We start from the raw sequence: 23,305 nt of genomic DNA, 5'->3' as shown, positions 1-23,305 counted from the left end.
TTTGTTGAGAGGTGACCATAATGGGCTGCTTGTTCATTTTGTTTGCGGGCCTGTTTCCCCGGCTCGCGCTCATCATCTTCTGGATCCTGCGGCCCAACCTCATGGACGCGGCCTTCAGCAGCTGGCTGTGGCCAATACTCGGGTTCCTCTTCCTGCCCTTCGCCACCCTGATGTACGTGCTGCTGTGGGTGACCGGTGGGCCGCTGGACGGCTGGGAGTGGTTCTGGGTCGGCCTCTGTGCCCTGCTGGACATCGCCCACTGGGGTTCGGGCGCCTTCCGCCGCGGCCGCCGCACCACCGTGGTCGCCTAAGCGCCAGCCGGCCCGAGCAGGATGAGATCGTCGCCGGGCCTGGCGTCGGGCTCCGCAGTACGAGTCACGGGGATCAGCTGGCCGTCGGCGCGGATGACGAAGAGGACGTCGTGTCCGACCAGCGCCGGCGCGGGGCCGCTGGCCTGGCGGGTGAAGATCCGGCTGCCGGCGGAGTAGCGCTGCGCGATGGCAGCGCCGGAAAGCTCTGGCCCGAAAAGGATTTCGCCTCCGAGGTAGGGCGCCACCACCCCGTGGCGGGGATGCGGCGGCGCCAGGCGGTAGACCGGGCCGTCCACGCCGTCGTGCATCATGACCGCGGCCAGCGAGTTGAAGTCGTCCTCGTTGGTCAGCAGCAGCACCGCGGTCACGCCCTCGATCTGCACCCCTTCGCCGGTGGCCGCCGCGACCACCTCGCCGGGGGCCAGCTCCAGGCCGGCCGCCTCGATCTGCTCGCGCTGCTGGTCCGATCCGGCCCACATCAACACTTCCAGTCCGCGGGCCTGAAGCAGGCGGCCCAGATCGAGCACCCAGGGGTCGCCGCCGATGAGCAGTGGGCGGGTACGGGCCGGGCGGGTGACGCCCAGCCGCTTCGCCATCGGGGCGGCGGTCAGGCCGTAGATGGTCACGGTTGCCACGATGACGAGGAAGGTGGCCGGCAGGATCTTTTCCGCGCCACCGATCCCGGCGGCGGCCAGCGTGGCCGAGAACGTGGAAGCGGTGACGGCGGCGACGATCCCGCGCGGCGCCATCCAGCCGACGAAGAGCCGCTCACCCCGACTGAGGTCGGTACCGATCGATGCCAAGAAGGCGATCAGCGGCCGGGCGACGAGCACCAGCAGGGCCACCAAGCCAAGAGTGGGCAAAACCAGATGGCGCAACGACTCCGGGGTGATGGTCGCCGAGATCGATATGAACAGCACGCCGAGGATCAGCTGCACCGTGGTCTCCAAGAACGGCCGCCGTGCCGGGATGTCGAAGCGGGGCAGGTTGGCCACGGCCAGCCCGATGACGATCGCCGCGGTCAGCCCGGTGTCGTCGCGCACCACATTGCAGGCCGCTGCCACGCCGATGACGGTCGCCAGCTGGGCCGAGGTGCCGAGCACCTCGTTGAGCTCAAGCTTGCGCAGCAGAAACCAGAGCACGACGGTGCCGATCGCGCCGCCGATCACGCCCACGGCCAGGCTGAGCAGAAACTGGCCCAGGCCGTGGAAGCTCGCCCCGTCGTGGGTGGCCACGATGCCGCCGAGCACAACCGTGCCGAGGATGACGCCCACCGGGTCGATCAGCGTGCCCTCCCAGATGAGGATCCGCTGCAGGTGTTCGGCGGGCCGGACGAAATTGAGCAGCGGGCCGACCACGGTAGGCCCGGACACCACAAGGATGGTCCCGAGCATCAGCGCGGCCGGTTTGGACATCCCCAACAGGACAGCCGCGCCGGCCGCGGCCAACACGAGCGTGATGGGGATCCCGTAGGCGATCAGGCGGATCACCACATGGCGAAGGTGGCCCTTGAGCCGGCGCAGCTCCAGCGTGAGACCGGCGTCGTAGAGGATGACCGCCACCGCAAGCGACACCAGCGGCTGGAATGCCGCGCCCAGCAACAGATCCGGGTGGATGGTGTCGGTCAGCGCCCCGGCCAGGAATCCCGCCGGGAGCAGCACGATGAGCGCGGGTATGCGCAGCCGGCTCGCCAGGATCTGCGAGCCGACCGCGAGCACCAGGGTCAGCCCAACCCCGATCAGAATCTGGTCGCCGGTCACGCACTGAGCGTATTGACCTTAACGGTCAAAATCGGCACAAACTCGCCCACCACGGCCACGCGGTTCACCGCAGCCTGGGTCACCTCGAGGCCCCGGGAAACTCGCCACTACGGCACACGGTTCCACCGCAGAGTGGTCACCCGAGGCCCAGGAAAACTCGCCCACCACCGCCGCGCGGTTCCACCGCAGAGTGGTCACCCGAGGCCCAGGAAAACTCACCCACCACCGCCGCGCGGTTCCACCGCAAAGTGGTCACCCGAGGCCCGGGGCAAACTCGCCCACCACGGCCACGCGGTTCACCGCCTGCGTGGTCATCTCGGAGTCCCGGACGAACTTGCCATAGCGGCGACGTGATTTACCGCTCGCGTGATCACCTCGGGGTCGCTGAGGATGCGGCGGTGTCCTAACCCGACAGTGGACAGCAGCTCGGCGCTGGGCCAGGCCATCGCCAGCTCCTGGCCATCGCGATAGTGCACCTCGCGATCCTTGCGGTCGTGCACGACCAGCAGCGGCGGCAACGGTGTCACCTCGGTCTCACGCGCCCGGCTCAAGACGTCGAAGTCGCCGAACGCTCGGCCCACCCGTTTCTCCAGCCGGCGCAGGAAACCCGACCGGATCCGCTCACCGAAACCCAGCCAGCGCGCGAACTCCACGGTGTAGGGCGCCGGATCGCCCATCGCGGAAATGAGCACCGCCTGCCCGACCGGCAGGCCGTCGAGCATCGCGATGGCCGCTGCGGTGCCGCCCAGCGAATGGGCGATCAGGCCGTGCGCCGGGCCGGCCACCGCCACCGTGGCCGCGAGCGCCTCGCTGAACTCGGTGAGCAGGCCGCGCCGCGGGCCGAACGTGCCCGGCCCGGACTCGCCATGGCTTGGCGCGTCAAGGGAGATGACGCGATGCCCGGCCGCCACCAGCGGGGCCACGAACGGGTCGAGCTGACGGCGGCTGCCGCCCCAGCCGTGCATGAGATAGACCGCGGGGCCGTCGCCCCACGCCTCGGCCACGACGTGGACACCGTTGACGCGCACCGTGAAGCGCTCCCCCGGATCGGCGGCGGCCAGCTTGGCGCTGCCCGGGATCGTGCACCAGAGACGTTCTGCGAGAACTGCTCCTGGTTTTGGGGCGGCTCTTTCCAGTACCCAGAAAAGAAGGTTCATAGAACGAACGATCGTGCTTTTTTCGAAGGCCATGACGGTCACTCCTGAGGATCAAAGGGTCAGCTTTTCGCTTGGCTCAGCAGGTTTTCGAAGGCACGCCGGGTCCGCCGTTCCGCGGCCGGGTCCTGAATGAGGCGCAGGGCATGGAAATAACCCAGCATGACGGCATAAAGGTCGTGGGCGAACTGCTCGGGATCGGCCTGCTCGCTGAGCTGGCCTTCGCTGACCGCGGCGCGGAACATCTGCGCGATCGACTCCATCAGATCCTTGTGGTCGCGCACGAGCTGGTCACGCACAGAACCGGGCTGGTCGTCGAACTCGGTGGCGGCGGAGACGAACAGGCAGCCGGGCGCCGACTCACGCGCCATGACCAGCCAGCGCTCGAAAAGCGTGCGCAGCCTGGGCTCGCCACGTTGGGCGGCCACCGCCGGACGCACCACCTGGTCGGTGAAACTCTCCCGAGCGTGCTGCAGCACCTGAATCTGCAGCTGCTCCTTGGACTTGAAGTGCGCGAAGAGCCCGCTCTTGGACAGCTCCACCTGATTGGCGAGCGAGCCGATGGTCAGCCCGGCCAGCCCTACCCGGCTGGCCACCTCGACGGCCTGGTCGAGCACGGCCTGCCGGGTCGACGCACCTTTGCTCACGCGACCAGAATAAGCACGATCGTGCTGTCGGCGCAAGGCCAACCGCACGATCGTGCTATCGGTGCTCAGCGCTGGAACTGGAACCAGTTGATGTTGGCGAAATCGCCACCGGATCCGGTGAAGGTCAGATAGACGGTGTGAACGCCGGTGGCCGAGCCGGACAGGTTGGTGGTGGCCGTGGTCCATGCCTGCCAGCCGCCGGTGTTGTTCACCGCGACACTGGCGATGATAGGCCCGGTGGTGCTGTCCAGCCGGTACTGGATCGTGCCGGTAGCCGTTGCGCCAGAAGCGATCCGGGTCAGCACCGACAGCGCCGTCGGGATCCCGAAGTCCACATTGGAGTATGCGGCCCAGTCGCCGGGCGCGATCCAGCCGATGTTCTGCCCGCCACCGGTGTCGGTGGTGGTCTCGGTCTGGATGCCCGACTGCGAGCTGAACGACTCCGCCTGCCGCACGTTGTAGGCGTTCGGCATGCCTGAACCAGCCTGGAACTGCAGCCAGTTGATATTGACGAAGTCGCCACCGGTACCGGTGAAGGTGAGGTAGACCAGATGGTCGCCGGTCGCTGAACCCGACAGGGTGGTGGTGGCCGAGATCCAGTTCTGCCAGCCGCCCGTGCTGCTCACCGGAACGCTGGCGATGATCGGGCCTGTCGTGCTGTCCAGCCTGTACTGGATCGTGCCGCTAACCGTTGCGCCAGAAGCTATCCGGGTCACCACGGTGGCCGGTGAGGTGGAGCCGAAGGCAAGGTTGTAGGCGAGGTTGTCGCCCGGCGCGATATGCCCGACGTCCTGCCCGCCGCCGGTGTCGGTGGTGGTCTCCAGCTGCGTGCCCGACTGCGTCGTGTAGCTCTCAGCCTGGATCTGGCTGAACGCGCTCGGCGGAGGCTGGGTCGTGCCATAGGAAAGCCCGAACCCATAGGCGAAAAGCGGGGCCTTGCCGTCGCCGTCGTTGATCGGCTGCTGGCTCGCACTGGACATCCACGTCATCGGCAGCTTGCCGGTCGGCGCTGCCACGTTGAACAGCACATCGGCCACGCCTTGCCCCTCAGTGCCGGGCAGCCACGCCGCCATCAGCGCGTTCCAGTTGGGCAGCTGCGACGCGATGTCCAGCGGGCGCCCGGATACCAGAACGACGATGACGGGCACCCCGGAGGCCCGCAAAGTGTTGATGGTGTTCAGATCCGCGGTGTCCAGCCCCATCGCCCCGGGCCGGTCGCCGGCGCCCTCGGCGTAGGGCGTCTCGCCGACCACCGCGATGGCGGCCCGGTAACTGCTGTCGATGCCCGCGCCGCTCTGGTTGTAGGTGACCACCGTCGAGGCCGCGACCGTGTTGCGGATGCCTTGCAGGATCGAGGTTCCGGGCGTGACGTTGCCGCTGCCGCCCTGCCACGAGACGGTCCAGCCGCCGCTTTGATTGCCGATGTTGTCCGCGCTCTTGCCCGCCACGAAGATGCGGTTGTTGGCGGTGGCCAGCGGCAGCACGTTGCCCGCGTTCTTCAGCAGCACCTGCGACTTCTGCACGGCCTGGCGGGCCAGGCTGCGGTGGGCCGCGTTGCCCACGGTCGAGGTGTAGGTGCGGTCGGTCAGCGGACGTTCGAAAAGCCCAAGCTCGAACTTCTTGGTCAGGATGCGCCGGTTGGCGTCGTCGATGCGGGCCATGGTGACCCGGCCCGCCTGGACCTCGGTGCGCAGCAGCGAGATGAAGTTGCGCCAATCATTGGGCACCATCACCATGTCGATGCCCGCGTTGACGGCTGTGCGCACCTCGGTTGCGGTGAAACCGGCCGCGCCGTCGATCTGGTCGATGCCGTTCCAGTCGGAGACGACAAAGCCGGAGAAACCCAGCTCTCCCTTGAGGACAGTCGTGATCAGGAACTGCTGGCCGTGCAGCTTCACGCCGTTCCACGAACTGTAGGAGATCATCACGGAGCCGACGTTGCGCCGGACCGCCTCCTGGAACGGCGGAAGGTGGATGGCGCGCAGCTCCGCCTCGGTGAGCTGGGTGTTGCCCTGGTCGGTGCCGTTGGTCGTGCCGCCGTCGCCGACATAGTGCTTGGCGGTAGCCATGACCGAGGCCGGGCCGTTGAGCGCGGAGCCCTGCAGGCCCGTGATGATCGAAGCCATCTGCGTGGGCAGCTCCGGCTTCTCCCCGAACGACTCATAGGTGCGGCCCCAGCGATCGTTGCGCGCCACGCACAGGCAGGGCGCGAAGTCCCAGTCGATCCCGGTGCCCGAAACCTCCTCGGCCACCGCGCGGCCGATGCTTTGCACCAGCGCCTGGTCGCGGGTGGCGCCCAAGCCGATGTTGTGCGGGAAGATGGTCGCGCCGATCACGTTGTTGTGACCGTGTACCGCGTCCACGCCGTAGACCATCGGGATGCCAAGCGGGGTGGCCAGGGCCGCGTTCTGGAAGTTGTCGTACATGTTCGCCCACGAGGTGGCGTTGTTGGGTGAAGGCGCCGAGCCACCGCCGGACAGCAGCGACCCGAGCCGGAAGTTGGTGATGTCGGCGTTGCTGACCGCGGCGCGTTCGGCCTGGGTCATCTGGCCGAGCTTCTCGTCGAGGGTCATGCGCGGCAGCAGATCGGCGACCCGGGTCGCGACCGGCAGGGACGGGTCTTGGTAGGGAAGGGCGGCAGCGGTGGCCGGAACAAAGCCAACGCTGGCCATGGCCACGGTCAATGCCGTGAAAAGACTGATGCGCCATCCTGATCGGATCATGGCGATTCCTTAGGGACGTAAAAATGGGGAGCGGCCATTTTGTTGTGCCCGAAAACATATCGAAGTAGCCACGTATTTGTAAACGTCGCTGCTCTGCCAGCATCTTTTTCGGGTACGGAAAGCACGTTGTCGCGAAGCGTCCTGGTGTTAACCCCGCACGGCTGGGCTGGTGACAGGCGACTGCCTTCAGCCCAGCCGCCCGGTCAGCAGTGACTGGCCCAGCGTCGACAGCGTGTGATGGACCCGATTGCGGTCGCGGCGGCGGATGACCAGACCGGCATCGCTGAGCACCCGCAGATGCTTGCTCGCCGCCGATGCGGTGATGCCCAGCCGACCGGCGATCTGCGAAACGGACATGGGAGATGAGGCCAGCTCCAGCACCTCGGTGCGGACCCGGCCGAGCAAGGCGACCAGCGGCTCCCGGCGGCTCTCCGCCTCGATCCGGATTCTGTTGTCGAGCGGGCAGACCAGAACCTGTGGGAGGCCGGAGTCGGCCAGGGCCATCAACGTGTGCTGCTGTTTGAAGTAGGACGGGATCAGCACGAGCCCTCGCCCGTCCAGATACACATCGCGTGTGGTCCGGAAGTGTGGAAGCTCCAACACCCCGTCGCGATAGCGGCACATGGGTTGCAAGCTGGCCAGCATCGCCTCGGGCCCGGCGTCGGCCAGGACCCGCGCTCGTTCAGCCCTTTCGGCCCCAAAGGAAATCATGATTCTTCCCCAGATCGGGGCCAGCGCCAGCTCGTGGTAGCGGCGCAACGCGCTTTCGAGCCGGCGCAGCTCGCACGGCACGCCTTCCCTTATCCCATCGAGCAATCCGGCCGCCCGGGAGGCGCGGCCGGCCAGCTGCTCAACCTCCATGGCCAGCCGGGCTTTCGGGGTGGAAAGCACGGCATCCAGACCGGCATCGAAGCCTTCGGCACTTTCCAGCGGCGTGAGAAAGTCGGGAAAGTATCCGGTGTGAGGGTTGAGGGCCAACGGCAGCACCATGTCTTGGCGGAACGCCCCACCAGCGCGCAGCCGCCGGATCATCTGCTGCCGCCACGGCCCCAGCCACGGGCTTTCAGAGGGCTCATGCAGAACGTGCATGCTCAAAACCAGCTCCCACAGCGGATCCGGCTGCGACGCCAAGCGCAGCCGGGCGAGGTCGGCCAGCGAAAAATGGATCCGCAGCACCGCGCCCTCCCCCCAGGGTCATCGATCTCATCCCGCCCCGAGGGTATCAGTCCTGAATGGACAGTGCTGCCCACAGCCTCCGACAGCGCCGCAGGGAAAGGCCGGAAGTGCCGTCAAGGCCCGACCAGTGGCAAGGCGACCCCCGAGATGGCTGCAGCGGGAAGCACGGACCTGACAGGCACGGACCTGACAGGAATGCCAACGCAGTCTGACCGGTGCGGCGGAAACATTCGGCTCTTCCCCTGTGGAAATCGAGGGCCACCTTCCGGTTGTAACGCGTCGCCTTCCAGCGGGCACCTCAGCTGGCGCACCTCTGCCCATATTCCATCAAGCATCTTGCGCCGCACAGGGGGTGCCGCTGGTTGTGATTCGGCCGAGAGTCCACTCCTCCACAGTGAGCTACGGCGCGCGCAGATGAGTTCTGAGGGCGCTACTCTTTACTGCTATGGCTGGCCACACTGAGCGCGTGATCATCGTGCGCATAGACAAGCTTAGAAGGCATTCTGAAATACTGCGCCAGATTCACAGCAACAAAGCTTTTAAGTGTGAGCGGCGTCAACGATTGATCACATTAGCAACAATGATCGCGGCAGCCGCAACGGCATTCTTCGCTTTCCTCGGCTTTGACAAAATCCACAATCAGCTAAAGGGACTGTGGAACGTTTCGGAACAAGCCGTCGAATTATCTTACAACACATTGGTGCTCGTGGTGCTAATTGCTACCATCGCCAACCTGATCTACAGGCTTCCTGAACGAGCGGCCGAACACCATCGCGCTATTCACAGCCTGACCGCATTTATCAGGGACGCAGAGGACACAGTAGAACTGGCTGATGCAGGGCTGGTCTGCCTGACGACAGCTGACCTCGAGAAAATACGCGAACGATACAAGGGCATGACCTCGTCACTCCCGCCAAGTACAGACAAGGAGTTTCTTCGCAGCAAAAAGGACTATGCCGCCAAGAGAAGGAGCAGTGCCGCTATCAATCAGACTCTTATGGACAACGGGGGGCCCAATACAACCACTGACAATAGGGGCCGTCTCATTGAAATTCTCAGGCTGAGCCACGATAGGTTGGAGCTACTGCATGTTGTAGAGACCGCTGGAAACAACCTGTGGATCACCGGTGGATTTATTCGCAATGCGGTATGGGATCATCTGCACGGATATCGAGTCTCGACGCCCTTGGATGACATCGATGTAGTGTACTTCGACAGAGATAGCAAAGTAGATTCTCACGACAGCGTTTTAAGGCTGCTTCGAACTAATGCACCCAATATCGACTGGTCCTTAAAGAACCAGGCCGAAATGAGGGATCCGTGGCTGCCCACGCCGCCGCCATCTCTGGAAGATGCTTTGCGCCGTTTCACGGATACCGCAACAGCAGTCGCAGTGAGGAGCGTCGACGGCAGTCTCGAAGTACTTGCACCCTACGGCCTTGAAGATCTTTTCAATTTGGTTGTTCGGCCAACGCCCGGCTTTGACGCGTCGACCTATAACGCGCGCATTGAGAAGAAGAATTGGGCTCAGACATGGCCCAACCTCACGATACACAGGGCCTGAGTCGACGGGCGCCCGAAGCCCACGCGGCACGGACCTGGCAGGGAAGGGCCGCCGAGGCCCGACCGGTGCGGCGGGAGCGCTCGGACAGCGCCCCCGACGGACCGGCGAAATGTCTTGGTAGTTAATGCTCTGCGGCGTTCCAATCGCGACCGGTGCCGATGGAGACCTCCAGCGCGACGGTCAGCTCGTGGGCGTGGCCCATCTGGTCGCGCACCAGCTGCTCGAGCTGCTCGCGCTCGCCCGACGCCACCTCGAACACGAGCTCATCGTGCACCTGCAACAGCATGCGCGACTTGAGCTTCGCCTCCCGGATCGCCTTGTCGACGCGCAGCATCGCCACCTTGATGATGTCGGCCGCCGAGCCTTGGATGGGGGCGTTGAGCGCCATCCGCTCGGCCATCTCGCGGCGCTGGCGGTTGTCGCTGTTGAGGTCGGGCAGGTAACGCCGCCGGCCCAGCACGGTCTGGGTGAACTCGTCGCGGCGGGCCTGGTCGACCACCGCGCGCAGGTAGTCGCGCACCCCGCCGAAGCGGGCGAAATAGTCTTCCATCAGGCTGCTGGCTTCGGCGGTGGAGATGGTCAGCTGCTGCGAAAGCCCATAGGAGGAAAGGCCGTAGGCCAGACCGTAGGACATCGCCTTGATCTTGCGGCGCTGGTCGGCGCTCACCTTCTCGGTGTCGAAAACCTTGGCAGCAATGGTGGAATGCAGGTCTTCACCGGAAGCGAACGCCTCGATCAGGCCGGCGTCTTCCGAGAGGTGCGCCATGATGCGCATCTCGATCTGGCTGTAGTCGGCCGTCATCAGCGACTCGCAGCCGGGCCCGACGACGAAGGCACGCCGGATGCGGCGGCCCTCCTCGGTGCGGATCGGCACGTTCTGCAGGTTGGGGTCGGTGCTCGAGAGCCGGCCGGTCGCGGCGACCGTCTGGTAGAAGGTGGTGTGAATGCGCCCGTCGTCGCTGACCGACTTGAGCAGACCGTCCACAGTGGACTTGAGCTTGGCCACATCGCGGTGGCGCAACAGGTGCTCCAGCACGGGATCGCCGGTCTGCACGAACAGGCTCTGCAGCGAATCGGCGTCGGTGGTGTAACCGGTTTTGATCCGCTTCGTCTTGGGCAGCTTGCGCTCCTCGAAGAGGATCTCCTGCAGCTGCTTGGGTGAGCCCAGGTTGAACTCGCGCCCGACGATCGAATACGCCGCCTGGGCCGCCGCCTTCACCTCGCCGGCGAAGAACGACTCCAGCTCGGAGAGGTAGTCGGTATCGGCGGCGATGCCGGTGCGTTCCATGTCGGCCAGCACCCGGGCCAGCGGCAGCTCAAGCTCGGCGAGCAACCGGTTTCCGCCGTGCTCCCCCGCCTTGTCCAGCTCGGCCGCCAGCGCGTCGACCAGGTCGAGTGTCGCCCTGGCCCGCAGCATCAACCCCTCTTCGACGGCGGTGTCGGGTTTGCTGTCACCGAAGTCGAGGGCGAGCTGGCCGTTTTCGGCGGCCGCGCTCGGCTCGGTGCGCAGCTCGCGGTGCAGGTAGCGCAGCGCCAAATCGGCCAGGTCGTAGCTGCGCTGGTCGGGCCGGGCCAGATAGGCCGCCAGAGCCGTGTCGCTCGCCAGCCCTTCCAGCTGCCACCCGCGCTCGGCGAAAGCCCACATGGCGGGCTTGGCATCATGGATCACCTTGGGGCGCTGGGGATCGGCGAGCCAGGTGGCCACCGCGAGCTCGTCGGCACTGTCCAATGCCGACGGATCGAACCAGCAGGCCGCCTGCTCGCCGCTTGCCAGGGCCATGCCGGTGATCTCGCCGGTGCCACGCCCGAACCGGCCCGCGATGGCGACGCCCACCATGGTGGCGGAATTGGCTTCCAGCCACGCGGCCACGGCGCCCGGCTCGGTGAAGATCTGGCCATCGACGTCGAAGCCGGCATCGGCCTCGGGGCGCTGACCCTCCAGATAGTCGTAGAGCCGATCGCGCAGCACCCGGAACTGAAGCGTGTCGAAGACCCGGTGCACCGCCTCGCGATCCCAACCGGGCCAACGGGTTTCGTCGATCGGCAGGGGCACCGCCATGTCATCGACCAGCCGGTTGAGCTGATGGTTGCGCATGACCCCGGCCAGGTGCTCGCGCAGGCTGTCGCCGACCTTGCCTTTTATCTTGTCGGCATTGGCGATGACGCCGTCGAGCCCCTCGTATTGAGCGATCCACTTGGCCGCGGTCTTCGGCCCCACCCCCGGCACGCCCGGCAAATTGTCGCTCGACTCGCCCACCAGAGCCGCCAGATCGCGGTAGCGCGCGGGCGGCACGCCGTATTTCTCGGTCACCGCGGCGGGCGTCATGCGGAACATCTCGGAGACCCCGCGCACGGGGTAGAGCAGAGTCACGTCGTCGGTCACCAGCTGCATGGCGTCGCGGTCACCGCTACAGATGATCACCTTAAGGCCCGCCTCGGTGGCCTGGCGGGTCATGGTGGCGATGATGTCGTCGGCCTCGAAGCCTTCGACCTGCACGTGGCGCACCCGCAACGCGTCGAGCACCTCCTGGACCAGGCTCACCTGCCCCTTGAAGTCGGTCGGCGTCTCGTTGCGACCCGCTTTGTACTCCGCGTACTGCTCCGTGCGGAACGATCTGCGCGAGACGTCGAAGGCGACCGCAATGTTGCTGGGCCGCTCATCGCGCAACACGTTGATCAGCATCGAGGTGAAACCGTAGACGGCGTTGGTCGGCTGGCCGGTGGAAGTCGAGAAGTTTTCTACCGGGAGGGCGAAGAACGCCCGGTAAGCCAGAGAGTGGCCGTCGAGCAGGAGCAGAGTCTCGGTCACTCGGGAAGCTTATGCCCTGCCTCCGACATTCTCCGCGCCGGACCTGCGGGCTTTCATCCACACATAAACCGGTACGCCGGCCAGCAGCATAAGCAAACCTTCGAAGACCGTCGTCTCGCCGCCACCGATGATCATCCAGTAGGAGAACGCCAGTGCGAGCAGGGCCACCACGAAGTCGAACGGCCGCCCCGGCCGGCGTCCCTCACGCAGCAGCCAGTAAAGCTGAGCCGCGGCCGAGAACAGGTACGGGATGGTCACCGTGAACCCGGTCAGCAGGGCGATCGCGGTGAACGTGGCGGTCAGCCCCTCGGTGAAGTTGGCGATCGTCAGCAGCGAGGCCAGCAGCGCGGCGACGATCACCCCGAGCCACGGCACATCGCGGCGCTGCAAGCCGAACCAGGCGGGAAACACCCTGTCGCGGGCCGCGGCGAGCGACATCTCCGCGGTGACCAGGGTCCAGCCGACAAGCGCGGTGAAGCCCGAGATCACGGCTGCCGCAGCCATCAGCTTGCCGCCCAGCGAGCCGCCGAACATCGCGTTCATCGCGTCGGCGAAAGGCGCCGTGGAATCCTTGAGCGCGGTCGTGCCCACGGTGCCGAAAACCGCAATGGTGCCAAGGAAATAGACCACCGCCGCGGCCAGCGTTCCGGTGACGGTGGCCCGGCCGACGTTGCGGGCCGGGTCGCGCACCGCGCCCGCCGCGATCGAGGCCGACTCCACACCGATGTAGCTGAAAAGGAGTACGGCTCCGGCGGCGGAGAAGGCCGCCCACACGCTGCCGCCGGTCGCGTTGAACGGCCCGAAGTTGGCCCCGTCGATGAAGAACAGGCCGACGACACCGATGAACAGCAACGGCACGAACTTCAGCACGGTGCCGACCACCTGGAAGCCGCCGACGTTGCGCAGGCCGCTGAGGTTGACCAGCGCGGGCAGCCACAGCCCCACGATGGTGGTCAGGACGGCGCTCCAGACGTGATCCAGCACAGGGATGAAGACATCGACGTAGCCCACCCACGCCACGGCGATAGCGGCGTTTCCGGCCCAGCCCGAGATCCAGTAGGACCAGGCGGCCAGGAAACCGGCGAACTCGCCGAAGGCGTCGCGGGTGTAGACGTAGGGGCCGCCGGTGTTCGGGTCGCGCGCCACGAGCCGGGCGAACACCAGCGCCAGGGCCACCGCCCCGACTGTGACCGCGACGAGCGCCACCAGGCTGATCGTGCCGAAGGGCGCCAATGCTGCCGGCAGGGTGAACACGCCGGTGCCGATGATGGTGCCCAGGACGAGGGCAGTGGCCGCCGGCAGCCCTAAACGCGATCTATCCCCCACATCGGACATAGTCCCATATGGGGGATAGATAACGTGCAGTGTTACGCAACGCCCAGATAGGCTGCCTTCACCGCTGGATCGTGCAGCAGGTCAGGACCCGTGCCGGACTTGACGATGTTGCCCGTCTCCAGAACGTAAGCGCGATGGGCCCGGGAGAGGGCCTGCTGCGCGTTCTGCTCCACCACAAGCACCGTCGTGCCCTGCTGGTTGATCTCAGTGATGATCGTGAAGATCTGCTGGATCAGCATCGGGGCCAGACCCATCGACGGCTCGTCGAGCAGAAGCAGCTTCGGCCGGCTCATCAACGCCCGGCCCACGGCCAGCATCTGCTGCTCGCCACCGGAAAGCGTGCCGCCCTGCTGCCGCTCCCGCTCCTTGAGCCGTGGGAACAGGTCCATCACGCGATCAAGGTCCTGCGCTATCGCGGCCGAATCCTTACGCGTGTAGGCGCCCATGTCCAGGTTCTCCCGCACCGTCATGCCCGGGAAAACGCCCCGGCCCTCCGGTGACTGGCTGATCCCCCGGATCACCCGCAGATCGGCCCGAACATTGCTGATGTCCTCGCCCTCGAACATGATCCGGCCCGAGGCGATCGGGCGCAGACCGGAGATCGCGCGCATGGTCGTCGACTTGCCCGCACCGTTGGCGCCGATCAGCGCCACGATCTCGCCCTGCTCGACCTGCATGCTGATGCCGTGCAAGGCCTGGATGCGCCCGTAGAGCAACGTGATGTTGTCGATCTCAAGCAGCATCGGGTACCCCCAGATAAGCGCCGATCACCTTCGGGTTGTCCCGCACCTCGGCGGGCAGACCGTCTGCGATCTTCCGGCCGAACTCCAGCACCACGATCCGGTCGGTCACGCCCATCACCAGGCGCATGTCGTGCTCGATGAGCAGCACGGTGACGCCGGTGTCACGGATCTTGCGGATCAGGTCCAGCAGCGACTGCTTCTCGGCCGGGTTGAAGCCGGCGGCCGGCTCATCCAGGCAGAGCAGCTTGGGCCGGGTGGCCAGCGCCCGAGCGATTTCGAGCCGGCGCTGGTCGCCGTAGGGCAGGTTGCGGGCCAGCTCGTCGGAGCGGGCCGTGATCCCGACGAAGTCCAGCAGATGCTGGCCGAACTCGCGACCGTCCCGCTCCTCCTTCCAGTGCCGCGGCAGCCGCAGCAAGGCGCTCGGAATGCTGGTCTTGTGGTGCGCGTCCGCGCCCACCGCCACGTTCTCCATCGCGGTCATCTCAGGGAAGAGCCGGATGTTCTGGAACGTGCGCGCCAGGCCCATCTTGGTGATCTTGTAGCGCTTCTTGTCGCTCAGGGTCTGGCCGTCGAAGAGGATCTCCCCCTCGGTCGGCCGGTAAACCCCGGTCATCGCATTGAAGCAGGTGGTTTTGCCCGCCCCGTTGGGGCCGATCAAGCCCAGGATCTCGCCTTCGTACAGGGTGAAGTCGACCTTGTCGAGCGCCACCACGCCGCCGAAGCGAAGCGTGACGTTCTTGACCTCCAGCAGCGCTTTCTTCTCAGACGACACCGACGGCCACCTCCTTCGCCCTGTCCTTGTACTCCTCGACCCGGCGACGGTTCGGCCAGATACCACCCGGCTTGAAGATCATCATCACCACGAGGATGATGCCGAAAACCAGATAGCGGTACTTGTTGACGTCGATGCTCTCGGGCAGGAAGGGAAGCGAGCGCAGCCACTCTGGGACATACACCACGAGGAAGCCACCCAGGATCGCGCCGCCGATGCTGCCGGCGCCCCCCAGCAGCAGAGCCGCCAGCACGAGGATCGAATTCTCCAGGCTGAACGTGCTGGAGTTGACGAACGAGTTCTGCCCGGCCCACAGCGTTCCGGAAAGCCCGCCGATCGACGCGCCCATGGCGAAGGCCCACAGCTTGAACTTGAACGTCGGCACGCCCATCAGCTCGGCAGCGTCCTCGTCCTCGCGAATGGCGATCCAGGCCCGGCCGACCCGGCTGCGCACGAGGTTACGAGAAACGAAGATCACGAGGATGATCAGCGTCAGGCCCAGCCAGTAGTACGGCCGCGTGTCGAGGATGCCGAAGATGGCCTTTCCGTCCGACCACTTGCCCGGCGGATGACCCACCCGCGTGATGCCCCGGTCGCCGTTGAGGATCCAGTCCTGGTTCCGCGCGATGATCCGGATCACCTCGGCGAAGCCGAGCGTGACGATCGCCAGATAGTCGCCGCGCAACCGCAGGGTCGGCCAACCCAGCAGCACACCGGAAAGCAGCGCCAGCGACACCGCGATCGGCACGGTGACCAGCCATGGCCACGGGCTTTCCAGCCAGTGGTACTCGGTGATCAGCTTGCTGTCCGGCGACGTCAACAACGCCACGGTGTAGGCGCCGACCGCGAAGAACCCGAAGAACCCGAGGTCGAGCAGACCGGCGTAGCCACACACGATGTTCAGGCCGAGCGTCAGCAGAATCATCCAGGTGGCGAAGAACAACGCGGATGGGAACTCGACACCCGTGGTGTAGAGCGGAATCCAGACACCGGGGATGTTCAGGTACTCGTAGAACTCTTTGTTCGGAAGGATGTAAAGGAACGCGACGAACAGAAGCGTCGCGAGAATCCGCACCCACTTGGGCATACCCCGCCAGGCGCTGCCGACGGTATTGCTGGTGCGCTTCCACCAATTCTGTGCGCTCGTCATGCCCGTGCCCTTCCCAGCGACTCACCCAGTAGACCGGTCGGGCGGAACATCAGCAGCGCCACCAAGACCAGGAAGGAGATCGCGTCTTTCCATTCTGTCCCGAACAGGGCCGCGCCGTAGTTCTCAATCAAACCCAGCAGCAAACCACCGAGCAGCGCGCCGCGCAGGTTGCCGATGCCGCCCAGCACCGCCGCGGAGAACGCCTTGATGCCCAGGAAAAAGCCGATGTTGAAGCGGGTGTAACCGGTGCGCATGCTCGCCAGCACGGCGGCCACACCGGCCATGAGCCCGCCCAGAAGGAAGACCAGGAGGATGACGCGGCTCTTGTTCACGCCCATCAAGGCCGCGGTGTTGGCGTCCTGCGCCACGGCCCGGATGCCGCGGCCGAACTTGGTCTTGTTCACGAACCAGTCGAGGCTGAACATCATCACCAGCGCGACCACGATGGTCATGAGTTGCAGCGGATTCACTTCCCAGCCGCCCACCGAAATGATCGGGGCGGTCGGCAGCATGGGGGGCATGCCTATCTGGCGCCGGTCACTCATGAACGGGAGTGCCATGAACTCCAGCAGCACGAAGGAGGCGCCGATCGCGGTGATGAGGAACGCCAGCGGGGGCGCGTTACGTTTTCGAAGCGGCCGATAGGCGCTGACTTCAACCAGCATCGCCACGCCTCCGGACACCAGCGCCGCGAAGACCATCGCCACCAGGATCAGCAACAGGGCCAGCCAAACCGCGGGCCGCGAGCTGTCGGCGTCGAAACCCATCACGCCCCAGATCCAGACCGCGGCGAAGGTACCGAACATGAAGACTTCGGAGTGGGCGAAGTTGATCAGCCGCAGCACGCCGTAGACAAGCGTGTAACCGAGCGCCACAAGGGCGTACACCGAGCCTTGAGCCAGGCCGGTGATCGTGAGTTCCTCGAACCCACGAAATAGATCATCAAAGTTCAACGGGCGCTCCCGATTGGATTGCAATCAAGACGATGCGGCCGGGAATGGTTCCCGGCCGCACCGGCACTGTCTATCCAGTTAGGACTGTGTCCTAGGTCTTGCGTCAGCCGCGCGGGGCCTCAGCCAGCGGGTTCCAAGCCCCACCCTTGACCTCGAACACGTAGACCTTGACCTGGTCGGGAGCAAGCTCGCCCTTGGCGTCCCACTTGTAGGTGACACCCGAAGCCGAACCGGCCTTGTTGTAGCTCTGCAGGAACGAAAGGATGTCAGCGCGGCTGGACTTGCCAGCCTTGATGGCCTCCAGGTAGATGTTCGCCACGTCGTAAGCCACGTCAGCGTAGACACCGGGGTCGTTGCCGTAAGCCTTCTTGAAGTCGGCCACGAAGGTGCCCTTGGCCGCGGTGGCCGGAGCACACGGGCAGGTCGCCAGAACACCCTCAGCGGTGGTGGCACCCGGAACCGAAATCATGTTGGCGTCGTTGATGCCGTCGCCACCCATGAACTTGCCGGTGTAACCGCCAGCGCGGAGCTGCTTCAGGAACGGCGCGGCCTCCTCGGTGTAACCACCGTAGAAGAGCACGTCGGCGCCCGAGGTCTTGACATCGCTGACCACGGCCGAGAAGTCCTGCTGGTTGTCGGTGACCTTGGTCGACTTGATGACCGCGGTGCCCAGGGTCGACTTCACCTTGTCGGCGAGGCCGGCACCGTAAGCGGACTGGTCGTCCACCACGAAAACCTTGGTGGACTTGATGACGTCCTTGATGTACCGAGCGGCAGCCGGGCCCTGCGCGTCGTCGTTACCGACACCGCGGTGGAAGATCTTCAGGCCTGCGCTGCTGAGGCTCGGACGGGTGGCAGACGGGGTGATTCCCGCCAGGCCAGCCTCTTCGAAAATCGGGTTGGCAACCTCGGACTCGCCCGAGAAGGCGGGGCCGATCATCGCGACGATCTTCGTGTCAGCCACGGCGCTCTTAGCCAGACCACTGGCGTTGGTGGGAGCGCCCTGCGAGTCGAACGGCGCAACCGTCACCTTGCAGTTGGGGTTCTTCTCGTTGTATTGCGCCACCGCGAGGTCAGCACCCTGCTTGATCGGGGTGACAAGACCGGCGTCAGCACCGGTGATGGCGCCGAAGAAGCCGATCTTCAGGTCGCACGCGGCCGAGTTAGCTGGTGTCTCTTCTTTCTTACATGCCGCTGCACCGGCGGCGACGAGCGCGACAAGCGCGACGCCCCCGAGCACACGCGTAAACCGCTGCCTCAAGGCTAGAGCCCTCCTCCATCCGGGGATCCGGAGCCACCCCGAGCCGATTGGCTCTTGCGGGAAACAGCCCGGACCAGACCGTTGTCTCGGTCTGGCCGGGGACGTTATCCCACTTCGAGCCCAAGTGGTAAGACCTTCGGCGTGGCGTTGACACAAACGTTACGTAGCTGATGAGATCAGGTTTCGTTACTCTCCGCATCCGAAGCTTCCTGAATAATCCGTTCGGCTACCTCACGCATAGTCAAGCGGTGGTCCATCGCGGTCCTTTGGATCCACTTGAACGACTGCGGCTCGGTCATGCCGTACTGGGTCATCAGCGCCCCCTTGGCGCGCTCAACCGCCTTGCGCGTCTCCAGCCGATCGGTCAGCCCCGCGACCTCGGCCTCCAGCGCGGCCACCTCAGCGAAACGGGACATCGCGATCTCAATCGCCGGGACCAGGTCGGTCTGCTGGAACGGCTTGACCAGATAAGCCATCGCCCCCGCCGCCCGCGCCCGCTCCACCAGGTCACGCTGGCTGAACGCGGTCAATATGATCACCGGCGCGATCCGCGAACCCGCGATCTTCTCCGCCGCCGCCAGCCCGTCCATGATCGGCATCTTGATGTCCAGGATGCAGAGATCAGGCCGCAGCTCCTCCGCCAACTTCACCGCGGTCTCGCCGTCGCCGGCCTCCCCGACAACGTCGTAACCCTCCTCACCGAGCATTTCGGCAAGGTCGAGCCTGATCAGCGCCTCATCCTCCGCGATCAGCACCCTCTTGCGTGTCGTGCCCGCCTGCACCTCGGTCACCGAACCACAACCCCTAACCAGAACGTCGTTGCCTACCCGGCAGCCTAGTCGGGTAGAGTGTGCGGGGCTTGCCGGGTGGTCCAAAATGACGCCTGGTGGGCTTGCCGGGCCGGAGTGGTGGAATGGCAGACACGATGCTCTCAAAAGGCATTGTCCGAAAGGGCGTGCGGGTTCAAGTCCCGCCTCCGGCACCAAAAATGTCGTACTCACGTTCGAAGATCTCCCCATGTACCCGATCGTCCTGCGGGCGCAGGCGCGAGAGCTGCATGGACAAGGGATGGCGTTACGGGCCGTCGCACGAAAGCTGAGCGTGCCCTACCACTGCATCCGTTACTGGTGTTCCATCACTCGAACGCCTGACTCATTTCATGATTACCGTGGTGAGTGCCCTCGATGCGCCGATCCCCCACGGCATCCCGCAGACGCGCAGCGTTACGCCTATTTACTAGGTCAATATCTCGGCGACGGATATCTGGCCCTTAGTCCGCGAGTGCCGGTGCTGCGGATCGCCTGCGCCAATGCCTATCCGGGGATCATGGACGAGTGCGAAGAGGCGATGCGAAGCCTGGTCGCCAAGTCCGTGCAGCGCGTGTCCCGGGACGGCTGCACCTACGTGCAGGCTGTTTCCAAGCATTGGCCGTGCCTGTTTCCTCAGGCGGGGCCGGGCAGGAAGCACTCGCGGACGATCGTGCTCGAGCAGTGGCAGCGACAGATTGCGGAGGCGCACGCCGGGCGGCTTGTCCGCGGACTGTTTCATTCGGATGGAACCCGGGTCGTCAACAGGGTGACGGTGAAGGGGCAGGTATATAGGTACCCGCGCTACTTCTTCTACAACGAATCATCTGAAATTTTAGGTATTTGCGGTGACGCGCTCGATCGGCTGGGCGTTGCGTGGCGGAGGAATCGGCGCAATTCACTGTCAGTGGCCAAACGCGAGGCAGTTTCCACTTTGGACGGTTGGGTCGGCGCGAAACGCTGAAGTAGATCGGTTGATTGACATTCATCCAGGCTGTGTCAATGCTCCAAGGGGAATCGTCGCAGATAGAGGGGGCAACATGTTCAAAAGACGTGTCGCACTGGGTGGCGCGCTGAGCCTTGTGGCGGCGCTGGTACTCACGGCGCCGGTGCAGGCGCGGGCGCCGCAAGTGGGCTCCAATCGGGGCCCGGACAGCCCCGAGGTGTACGTCGGCCAGGTTCAGGTGGAGCAGATGGCCGCGTTCAGGCGGCTCGGTCTGGACTTCGAGGACGTGCTGAGCAGCCCGGCCAAGGACGGCAAGGTCGAGGTGGAGGCCATCCTCAGCGCGCGTCAGGCGAAGGCGCTGGCGAAGGCCGGCATCACCCTGACGGTCAAGCAGGTGCGGGGCGCTCCGGCGAGCCAGGCGCTCAACCGCCAGGTCGCCGCGGGTCCGACTGTCTTCCGTTCCTATAGCGAGCCGGGCGGGATTCGCGACGAGCTGGTGAAGGCGGCGGCTGATCATCCGAGCATCGCCAAGCTGGTGACGGTGGGGCGTTCGGTTCAGGGTCAGCCGATCTACGCGGTCAAGGTGTCGCATCTGGCGCGCTGGCTGCCCGACGGGCTCAAGCCTGCGGTGCTCTACATGGGAACCCAGCACGCCCGGGAGTGGATCACTCCGGAGATGGTGCGGCGCTTGATGCACGAGGTTCTCAACGGGTACCGGACGGATCCAGAGATCACCCGGCTGCTGCAGACGAGGGAGCTGTGGTTCCTGCCGGTGGCCAACCCGGACGGCTACGACTTCACGTTCACGGCGGACAACCGCTTGTGGCGTAAGAACTTGCGCGACAACGACGGCGACGGTCAGATCGGCAGCGGCGATGGGGTCGACCCGAACCGCAACTACCCGACCTTCTGGGGCTACGACGATGAGGGTTCTTCGCCGGATCCGGCGAACGACACCTATCGGGGCACCGCTCCGGCTTCCGAGCCGGAGACCCGGGCGGTCGACGCGCTGGCGCGGCGGGTCCGGTTCGAGTTCGCGATCAACTATCACTCCGCGGCCGAATTGCTGCTCTATGGTGTCGGGTACCAGGTGAGCACCGACTCGCCCGACGATGTGCTGTTCGAGGCGCTGCTCGGTGACGACGCGCACCCGGCGGTGCCGGGCTATGACCCGGATGTGTCGGCGGAGCTGTACACCACCAACGGTGAGACGACCGAGCACCTGTCGGAGCGCTACGGGATCAAAGCGCTGACCCCGGAGATGTCGACGTGCCAGACGGCTTCGGCCATCGACCCCAATGATCAGTGGCTTCCGGAAGACTGCGCCAGCGGTTTCAACTTCCCCGACGACGAGAAGCTCATCGAGCAGGAGTTCCGCAAGAACCTGCCGTTGGCTCTGGCCACGGCCAAGTCGGCCGGCGACCCGGCCAACCCGGTGTCGGTGGTGGGCAAGTCCACCCCCGACTTCAAGGTGGACGCGTTCGAGGTTTCGCACGGCTCGACGCAGGTGGTCGCGGCGACGGCGCGGCGTTCTCTGATCAATGTGCGCGCGCATTACCGCATCAACGGCGGCCCGGAGCGCACTTCGGCCACGTCGCCGTGGGCGGGCGGGGAACGGTACGGCAAGGACAACAACCGTTACTTCGCCGAGGTGCGGGGCAAGGTGACCGGGGCGCGGCCGGGTGACCGGGTCGAGGTCTGGTTCGAGGGTCTGCGCCCGTTCGCCGGGCGCGCGGCCAGCTCGCACTTCACCTATACGGTGGCTTCTGATATCGGCGGGCAGGTGCTGATCCTGGCGGCCGAGGACGTGACCGGAATCAGCCCGGCGCAAGGGGTACTAAACGCTAAATATGCCGATGAGGTGGCTGCTTCGCTGACGGCGGCCGGCTATTCCAGCGACGTCTATGACTTCGACGCGCAGGGGCGTAAGGCGCCGCACCATCTTGGGGTGCTGTCGCACTACAAGGCGGTGGTGTGGGAGACCGGCGATGACATCATCCTGCGCTCGCCGGGTCAGGTCCCCGGGACAGCGGCCAAAGCGGCGCTCGATATAGAGGTGTCGGTTCGCGATTACCTCAACGAGGGCGGCAAGCTCCTCGTGGGCGGCCAATATGCGCTGTTTGCTCAGTCCGCCAACGGTTACACCTTCAACCCGTTCGCTCCGCCGGAGTGCACGACGCCCAACGCGTATCCGTGTATTCCGCTGCTCGACGATTTCCTGCAGTACTGGCTGGGCGCCTACACCTATGTCAGTGACGGCGGCACCACCCCGGAAGGCGAGATCTATCCGCTGACCGGCAACGCGGGGCCGTTCACCGGTTTCGCGGGTCAGCCCAACGCGGCCGGCTCGGCGGAGAACCAGGGCCACAGCGCGGCTTTCCTGTCCACGTCGAGCTTCCTGCCACCGGCGAAGTTCCCGCAGTTCGGTGGTTCGGCGACGGTGGACTGGCTGCGGCCGGGCGGCGCGCCGTTCGATCCGAACACCGGCGACTGGTATGTCTACAGCGGACGCAATGACGTGTCCTACAAGCGGCTCACCAGGACGGTCGACCTCACGTCGGCGACCACGGCCCAGCTGAAGTTCTTCACCTCCTACGACACCGAGCCGGACTGGGACTACCTGTTCGTCGAGGCGCACGAGGTGGGCACTGACACCTGGACGACGTTGCCGGATGCCAACGGCCACACCGCTTCCGGGACGGGTGACAGTTGTGCCGGCGGGTGGCGCGATCTGCATCCGCAGCTCAACCACTACCAGGGCGCCGACTGCTCCCCCACCGGGACGACGGGTGTCTGGAATGCGGCCAGCGGGCCTTCCGGCGGCTGGCAGGAGTGGGCGGTGGATCTGTCCGGGTTCGCCGGCAAGCAGGTCGAGCTCGCCATCACCTACGCCTCCGACTGGAGCACCCAGGGGCTGGGCGTGTTCATCGACGACACGACGGTGACCGTCAATGGGGCCACCGTGGCGCAGACGTCCTTCGAGGACGGCCTGGGCGGCTGGACGGTGGCCGGTCCACCGGCTGGTTCCGGCGCCAGCCCGTCGTTCACCCGCAGCGAGACCGCCTTCGAGGAGGGCGCGGTCGTGGTTACCGGCGACACGGTCTTCACCGGCTTCGGCCTGGAAGGCCTGGATCCGGCTGCCCGCAACGACTTCGTCGCGCGAGCGATGAGGCATCTGCTGGGTAGCTGAACTTA

Annotated in this window: 17 protein-coding genes and 1 tRNA gene; 5 read left to right on the top strand and 13 right to left on the bottom strand. The window is 65.6% G+C overall.

Translation table 11 applies throughout. From position 1 onward, the window contains the following. Positions 1-20 precede the first annotated feature (20 nt). The gene (locus Rhe02_RS15400; protein ID WP_203908902.1) at positions 21-311 is read left to right on the top strand and encodes a hypothetical protein; all 291 of its coding nucleotides are present in this window, start codon (positions 21-23) and stop codon (positions 309-311) included. Here Rhe02_RS15400 and Rhe02_RS15395 read toward each other — a convergent pair. From Rhe02_RS15395 to Rhe02_RS15375, 5 genes are all read right to left on the bottom strand, one after another. Further along, on the bottom strand, positions 308-2,071 hold the full coding sequence (locus tag Rhe02_RS15395) for a cation:proton antiporter (RefSeq protein ID WP_203908901.1): 1,764 nt from the start codon (positions 2,069-2,071) through the stop codon (positions 308-310). The genes Rhe02_RS15400 and Rhe02_RS15395 overlap by 4 nt on opposite strands. A gap of 311 nt (positions 2,072-2,382) precedes the next feature. Beyond that, entirely contained in the window at positions 2,383-3,228 is an 846-nt protein-coding gene (locus Rhe02_RS15390) for an alpha/beta fold hydrolase (protein WP_239123838.1), read from the bottom strand. Between the two features lie 59 nt (positions 3,229-3,287). Next, positions 3,288-3,872 carry a TetR/AcrR family transcriptional regulator gene (locus Rhe02_RS15385; protein WP_203908995.1) on the bottom strand — a complete coding sequence of 195 codons (585 nt, stop codon included), beginning with the start codon at positions 3,870-3,872 and terminating at the stop codon, positions 3,288-3,290. 65 nt (positions 3,873-3,937) lie between these two features. After that, entirely contained in the window at positions 3,938-6,595 is a 2,658-nt protein-coding gene (locus Rhe02_RS15380) for a glycoside hydrolase family 3 N-terminal domain-containing protein (protein WP_239123837.1), read from the bottom strand. A gap of 186 nt (positions 6,596-6,781) precedes the next feature. Beyond that, entirely contained in the window at positions 6,782-7,771 is a 990-nt protein-coding gene (locus Rhe02_RS15375; protein ID WP_203908899.1) for an ArsR/SmtB family transcription factor, read from the bottom strand. Positions 7,772-8,237: 466 nt separating this feature from the next. On the opposite strand from Rhe02_RS15375, the gene Rhe02_RS15370 reads away from it, so the two are divergent. Beyond that, positions 8,238-9,335, top strand: coding sequence for a nucleotidyltransferase family protein (locus Rhe02_RS15370; RefSeq protein ID WP_203908898.1), 1,098 nt, complete (start codon positions 8,238-8,240; stop codon positions 9,333-9,335). Positions 9,336-9,456: 121 nt separating this feature from the next. Here the strand turns inward: Rhe02_RS15370 and polA are convergent, their stop codons facing one another. From polA to Rhe02_RS15330, 8 genes are all read right to left on the bottom strand, one after another. Continuing rightward, positions 9,457-12,144 carry a DNA polymerase I gene (gene polA, locus Rhe02_RS15365; RefSeq protein ID WP_203908897.1) on the bottom strand — a complete coding sequence of 896 codons (2,688 nt, stop codon included), beginning with the start codon at positions 12,142-12,144 and terminating at the stop codon, positions 9,457-9,459. A gap of 9 nt (positions 12,145-12,153) precedes the next feature. Then, on the bottom strand, positions 12,154-13,470 hold the full coding sequence (locus tag Rhe02_RS15360) for an amino acid permease (protein ID WP_203908896.1): 1,317 nt from the start codon (positions 13,468-13,470) through the stop codon (positions 12,154-12,156). 41 nt (positions 13,471-13,511) lie between these two features. Beyond that, entirely contained in the window at positions 13,512-14,222 is a 711-nt protein-coding gene (locus Rhe02_RS15355) for an ABC transporter ATP-binding protein (protein ID WP_203908895.1), read from the bottom strand. Next, positions 14,212-14,994, bottom strand: a complete 783-nt coding sequence (locus tag Rhe02_RS15350; RefSeq protein ID WP_203908894.1) for an ABC transporter ATP-binding protein — start codon at positions 14,992-14,994, stop codon at positions 14,212-14,214. The genes Rhe02_RS15355 and Rhe02_RS15350 overlap by 11 nt, the downstream gene beginning before the upstream one ends. Continuing rightward, positions 14,984-16,144, bottom strand: a complete 1,161-nt coding sequence (locus Rhe02_RS15345) for a branched-chain amino acid ABC transporter permease (protein WP_203908893.1) — start codon at positions 16,142-16,144, stop codon at positions 14,984-14,986. The genes Rhe02_RS15350 and Rhe02_RS15345 overlap by 11 nt, the downstream gene beginning before the upstream one ends. Continuing rightward, entirely contained in the window at positions 16,141-17,097 is a 957-nt protein-coding gene (locus Rhe02_RS15340; protein WP_203908892.1) for a branched-chain amino acid ABC transporter permease, read from the bottom strand. The genes Rhe02_RS15345 and Rhe02_RS15340 overlap by 4 nt, the downstream gene beginning before the upstream one ends. A 103-nt stretch (positions 17,098-17,200) precedes the next feature. Beyond that, positions 17,201-18,358, bottom strand: a complete 1,158-nt coding sequence (locus Rhe02_RS15335) for a branched-chain amino acid ABC transporter substrate-binding protein (RefSeq protein WP_203908891.1) — start codon at positions 18,356-18,358, stop codon at positions 17,201-17,203. Between the two features lie 176 nt (positions 18,359-18,534). Then, the gene (locus Rhe02_RS15330) at positions 18,535-19,149 is read right to left on the bottom strand and encodes an ANTAR domain-containing response regulator (RefSeq protein WP_203908890.1); all 615 of its coding nucleotides are present in this window, start codon (positions 19,147-19,149) and stop codon (positions 18,535-18,537) included. A gap of 108 nt (positions 19,150-19,257) precedes the next feature. On the opposite strand from Rhe02_RS15330, the gene Rhe02_RS15325 reads away from it, so the two are divergent. The 3 genes from Rhe02_RS15325 to Rhe02_RS15315 all read left to right on the top strand — a co-directional run bounded on the left by Rhe02_RS15325 (position 19,258) and on the right by Rhe02_RS15315 (position 23,300). After that, a tRNA-Leu gene (locus Rhe02_RS15325) sits at positions 19,258-19,343 on the top strand. A 32-nt stretch (positions 19,344-19,375) separates the two neighbouring features. Further along, entirely contained in the window at positions 19,376-20,128 is a 753-nt protein-coding gene (locus tag Rhe02_RS15320) for a transcriptional regulator (protein ID WP_203908889.1), read from the top strand. A gap of 76 nt (positions 20,129-20,204) precedes the next feature. After that, on the top strand, positions 20,205-23,300 hold the full coding sequence (locus Rhe02_RS15315) for a M14 family metallopeptidase (RefSeq protein WP_203908888.1): 3,096 nt from the start codon (positions 20,205-20,207) through the stop codon (positions 23,298-23,300). Positions 23,301-23,305: the final 5 nt, after the last annotated feature.

This window comes from Rhizocola hellebori (assembly GCF_016862955.1).
Taxonomy (GTDB): domain Bacteria; phylum Actinomycetota; class Actinomycetes; order Mycobacteriales; family Micromonosporaceae; genus Rhizocola; species Rhizocola hellebori.
The sequence above is the reverse complement of the archived record's forward strand: the minus strand, read 5'-3'. Positions and strand labels throughout refer to the sequence as shown.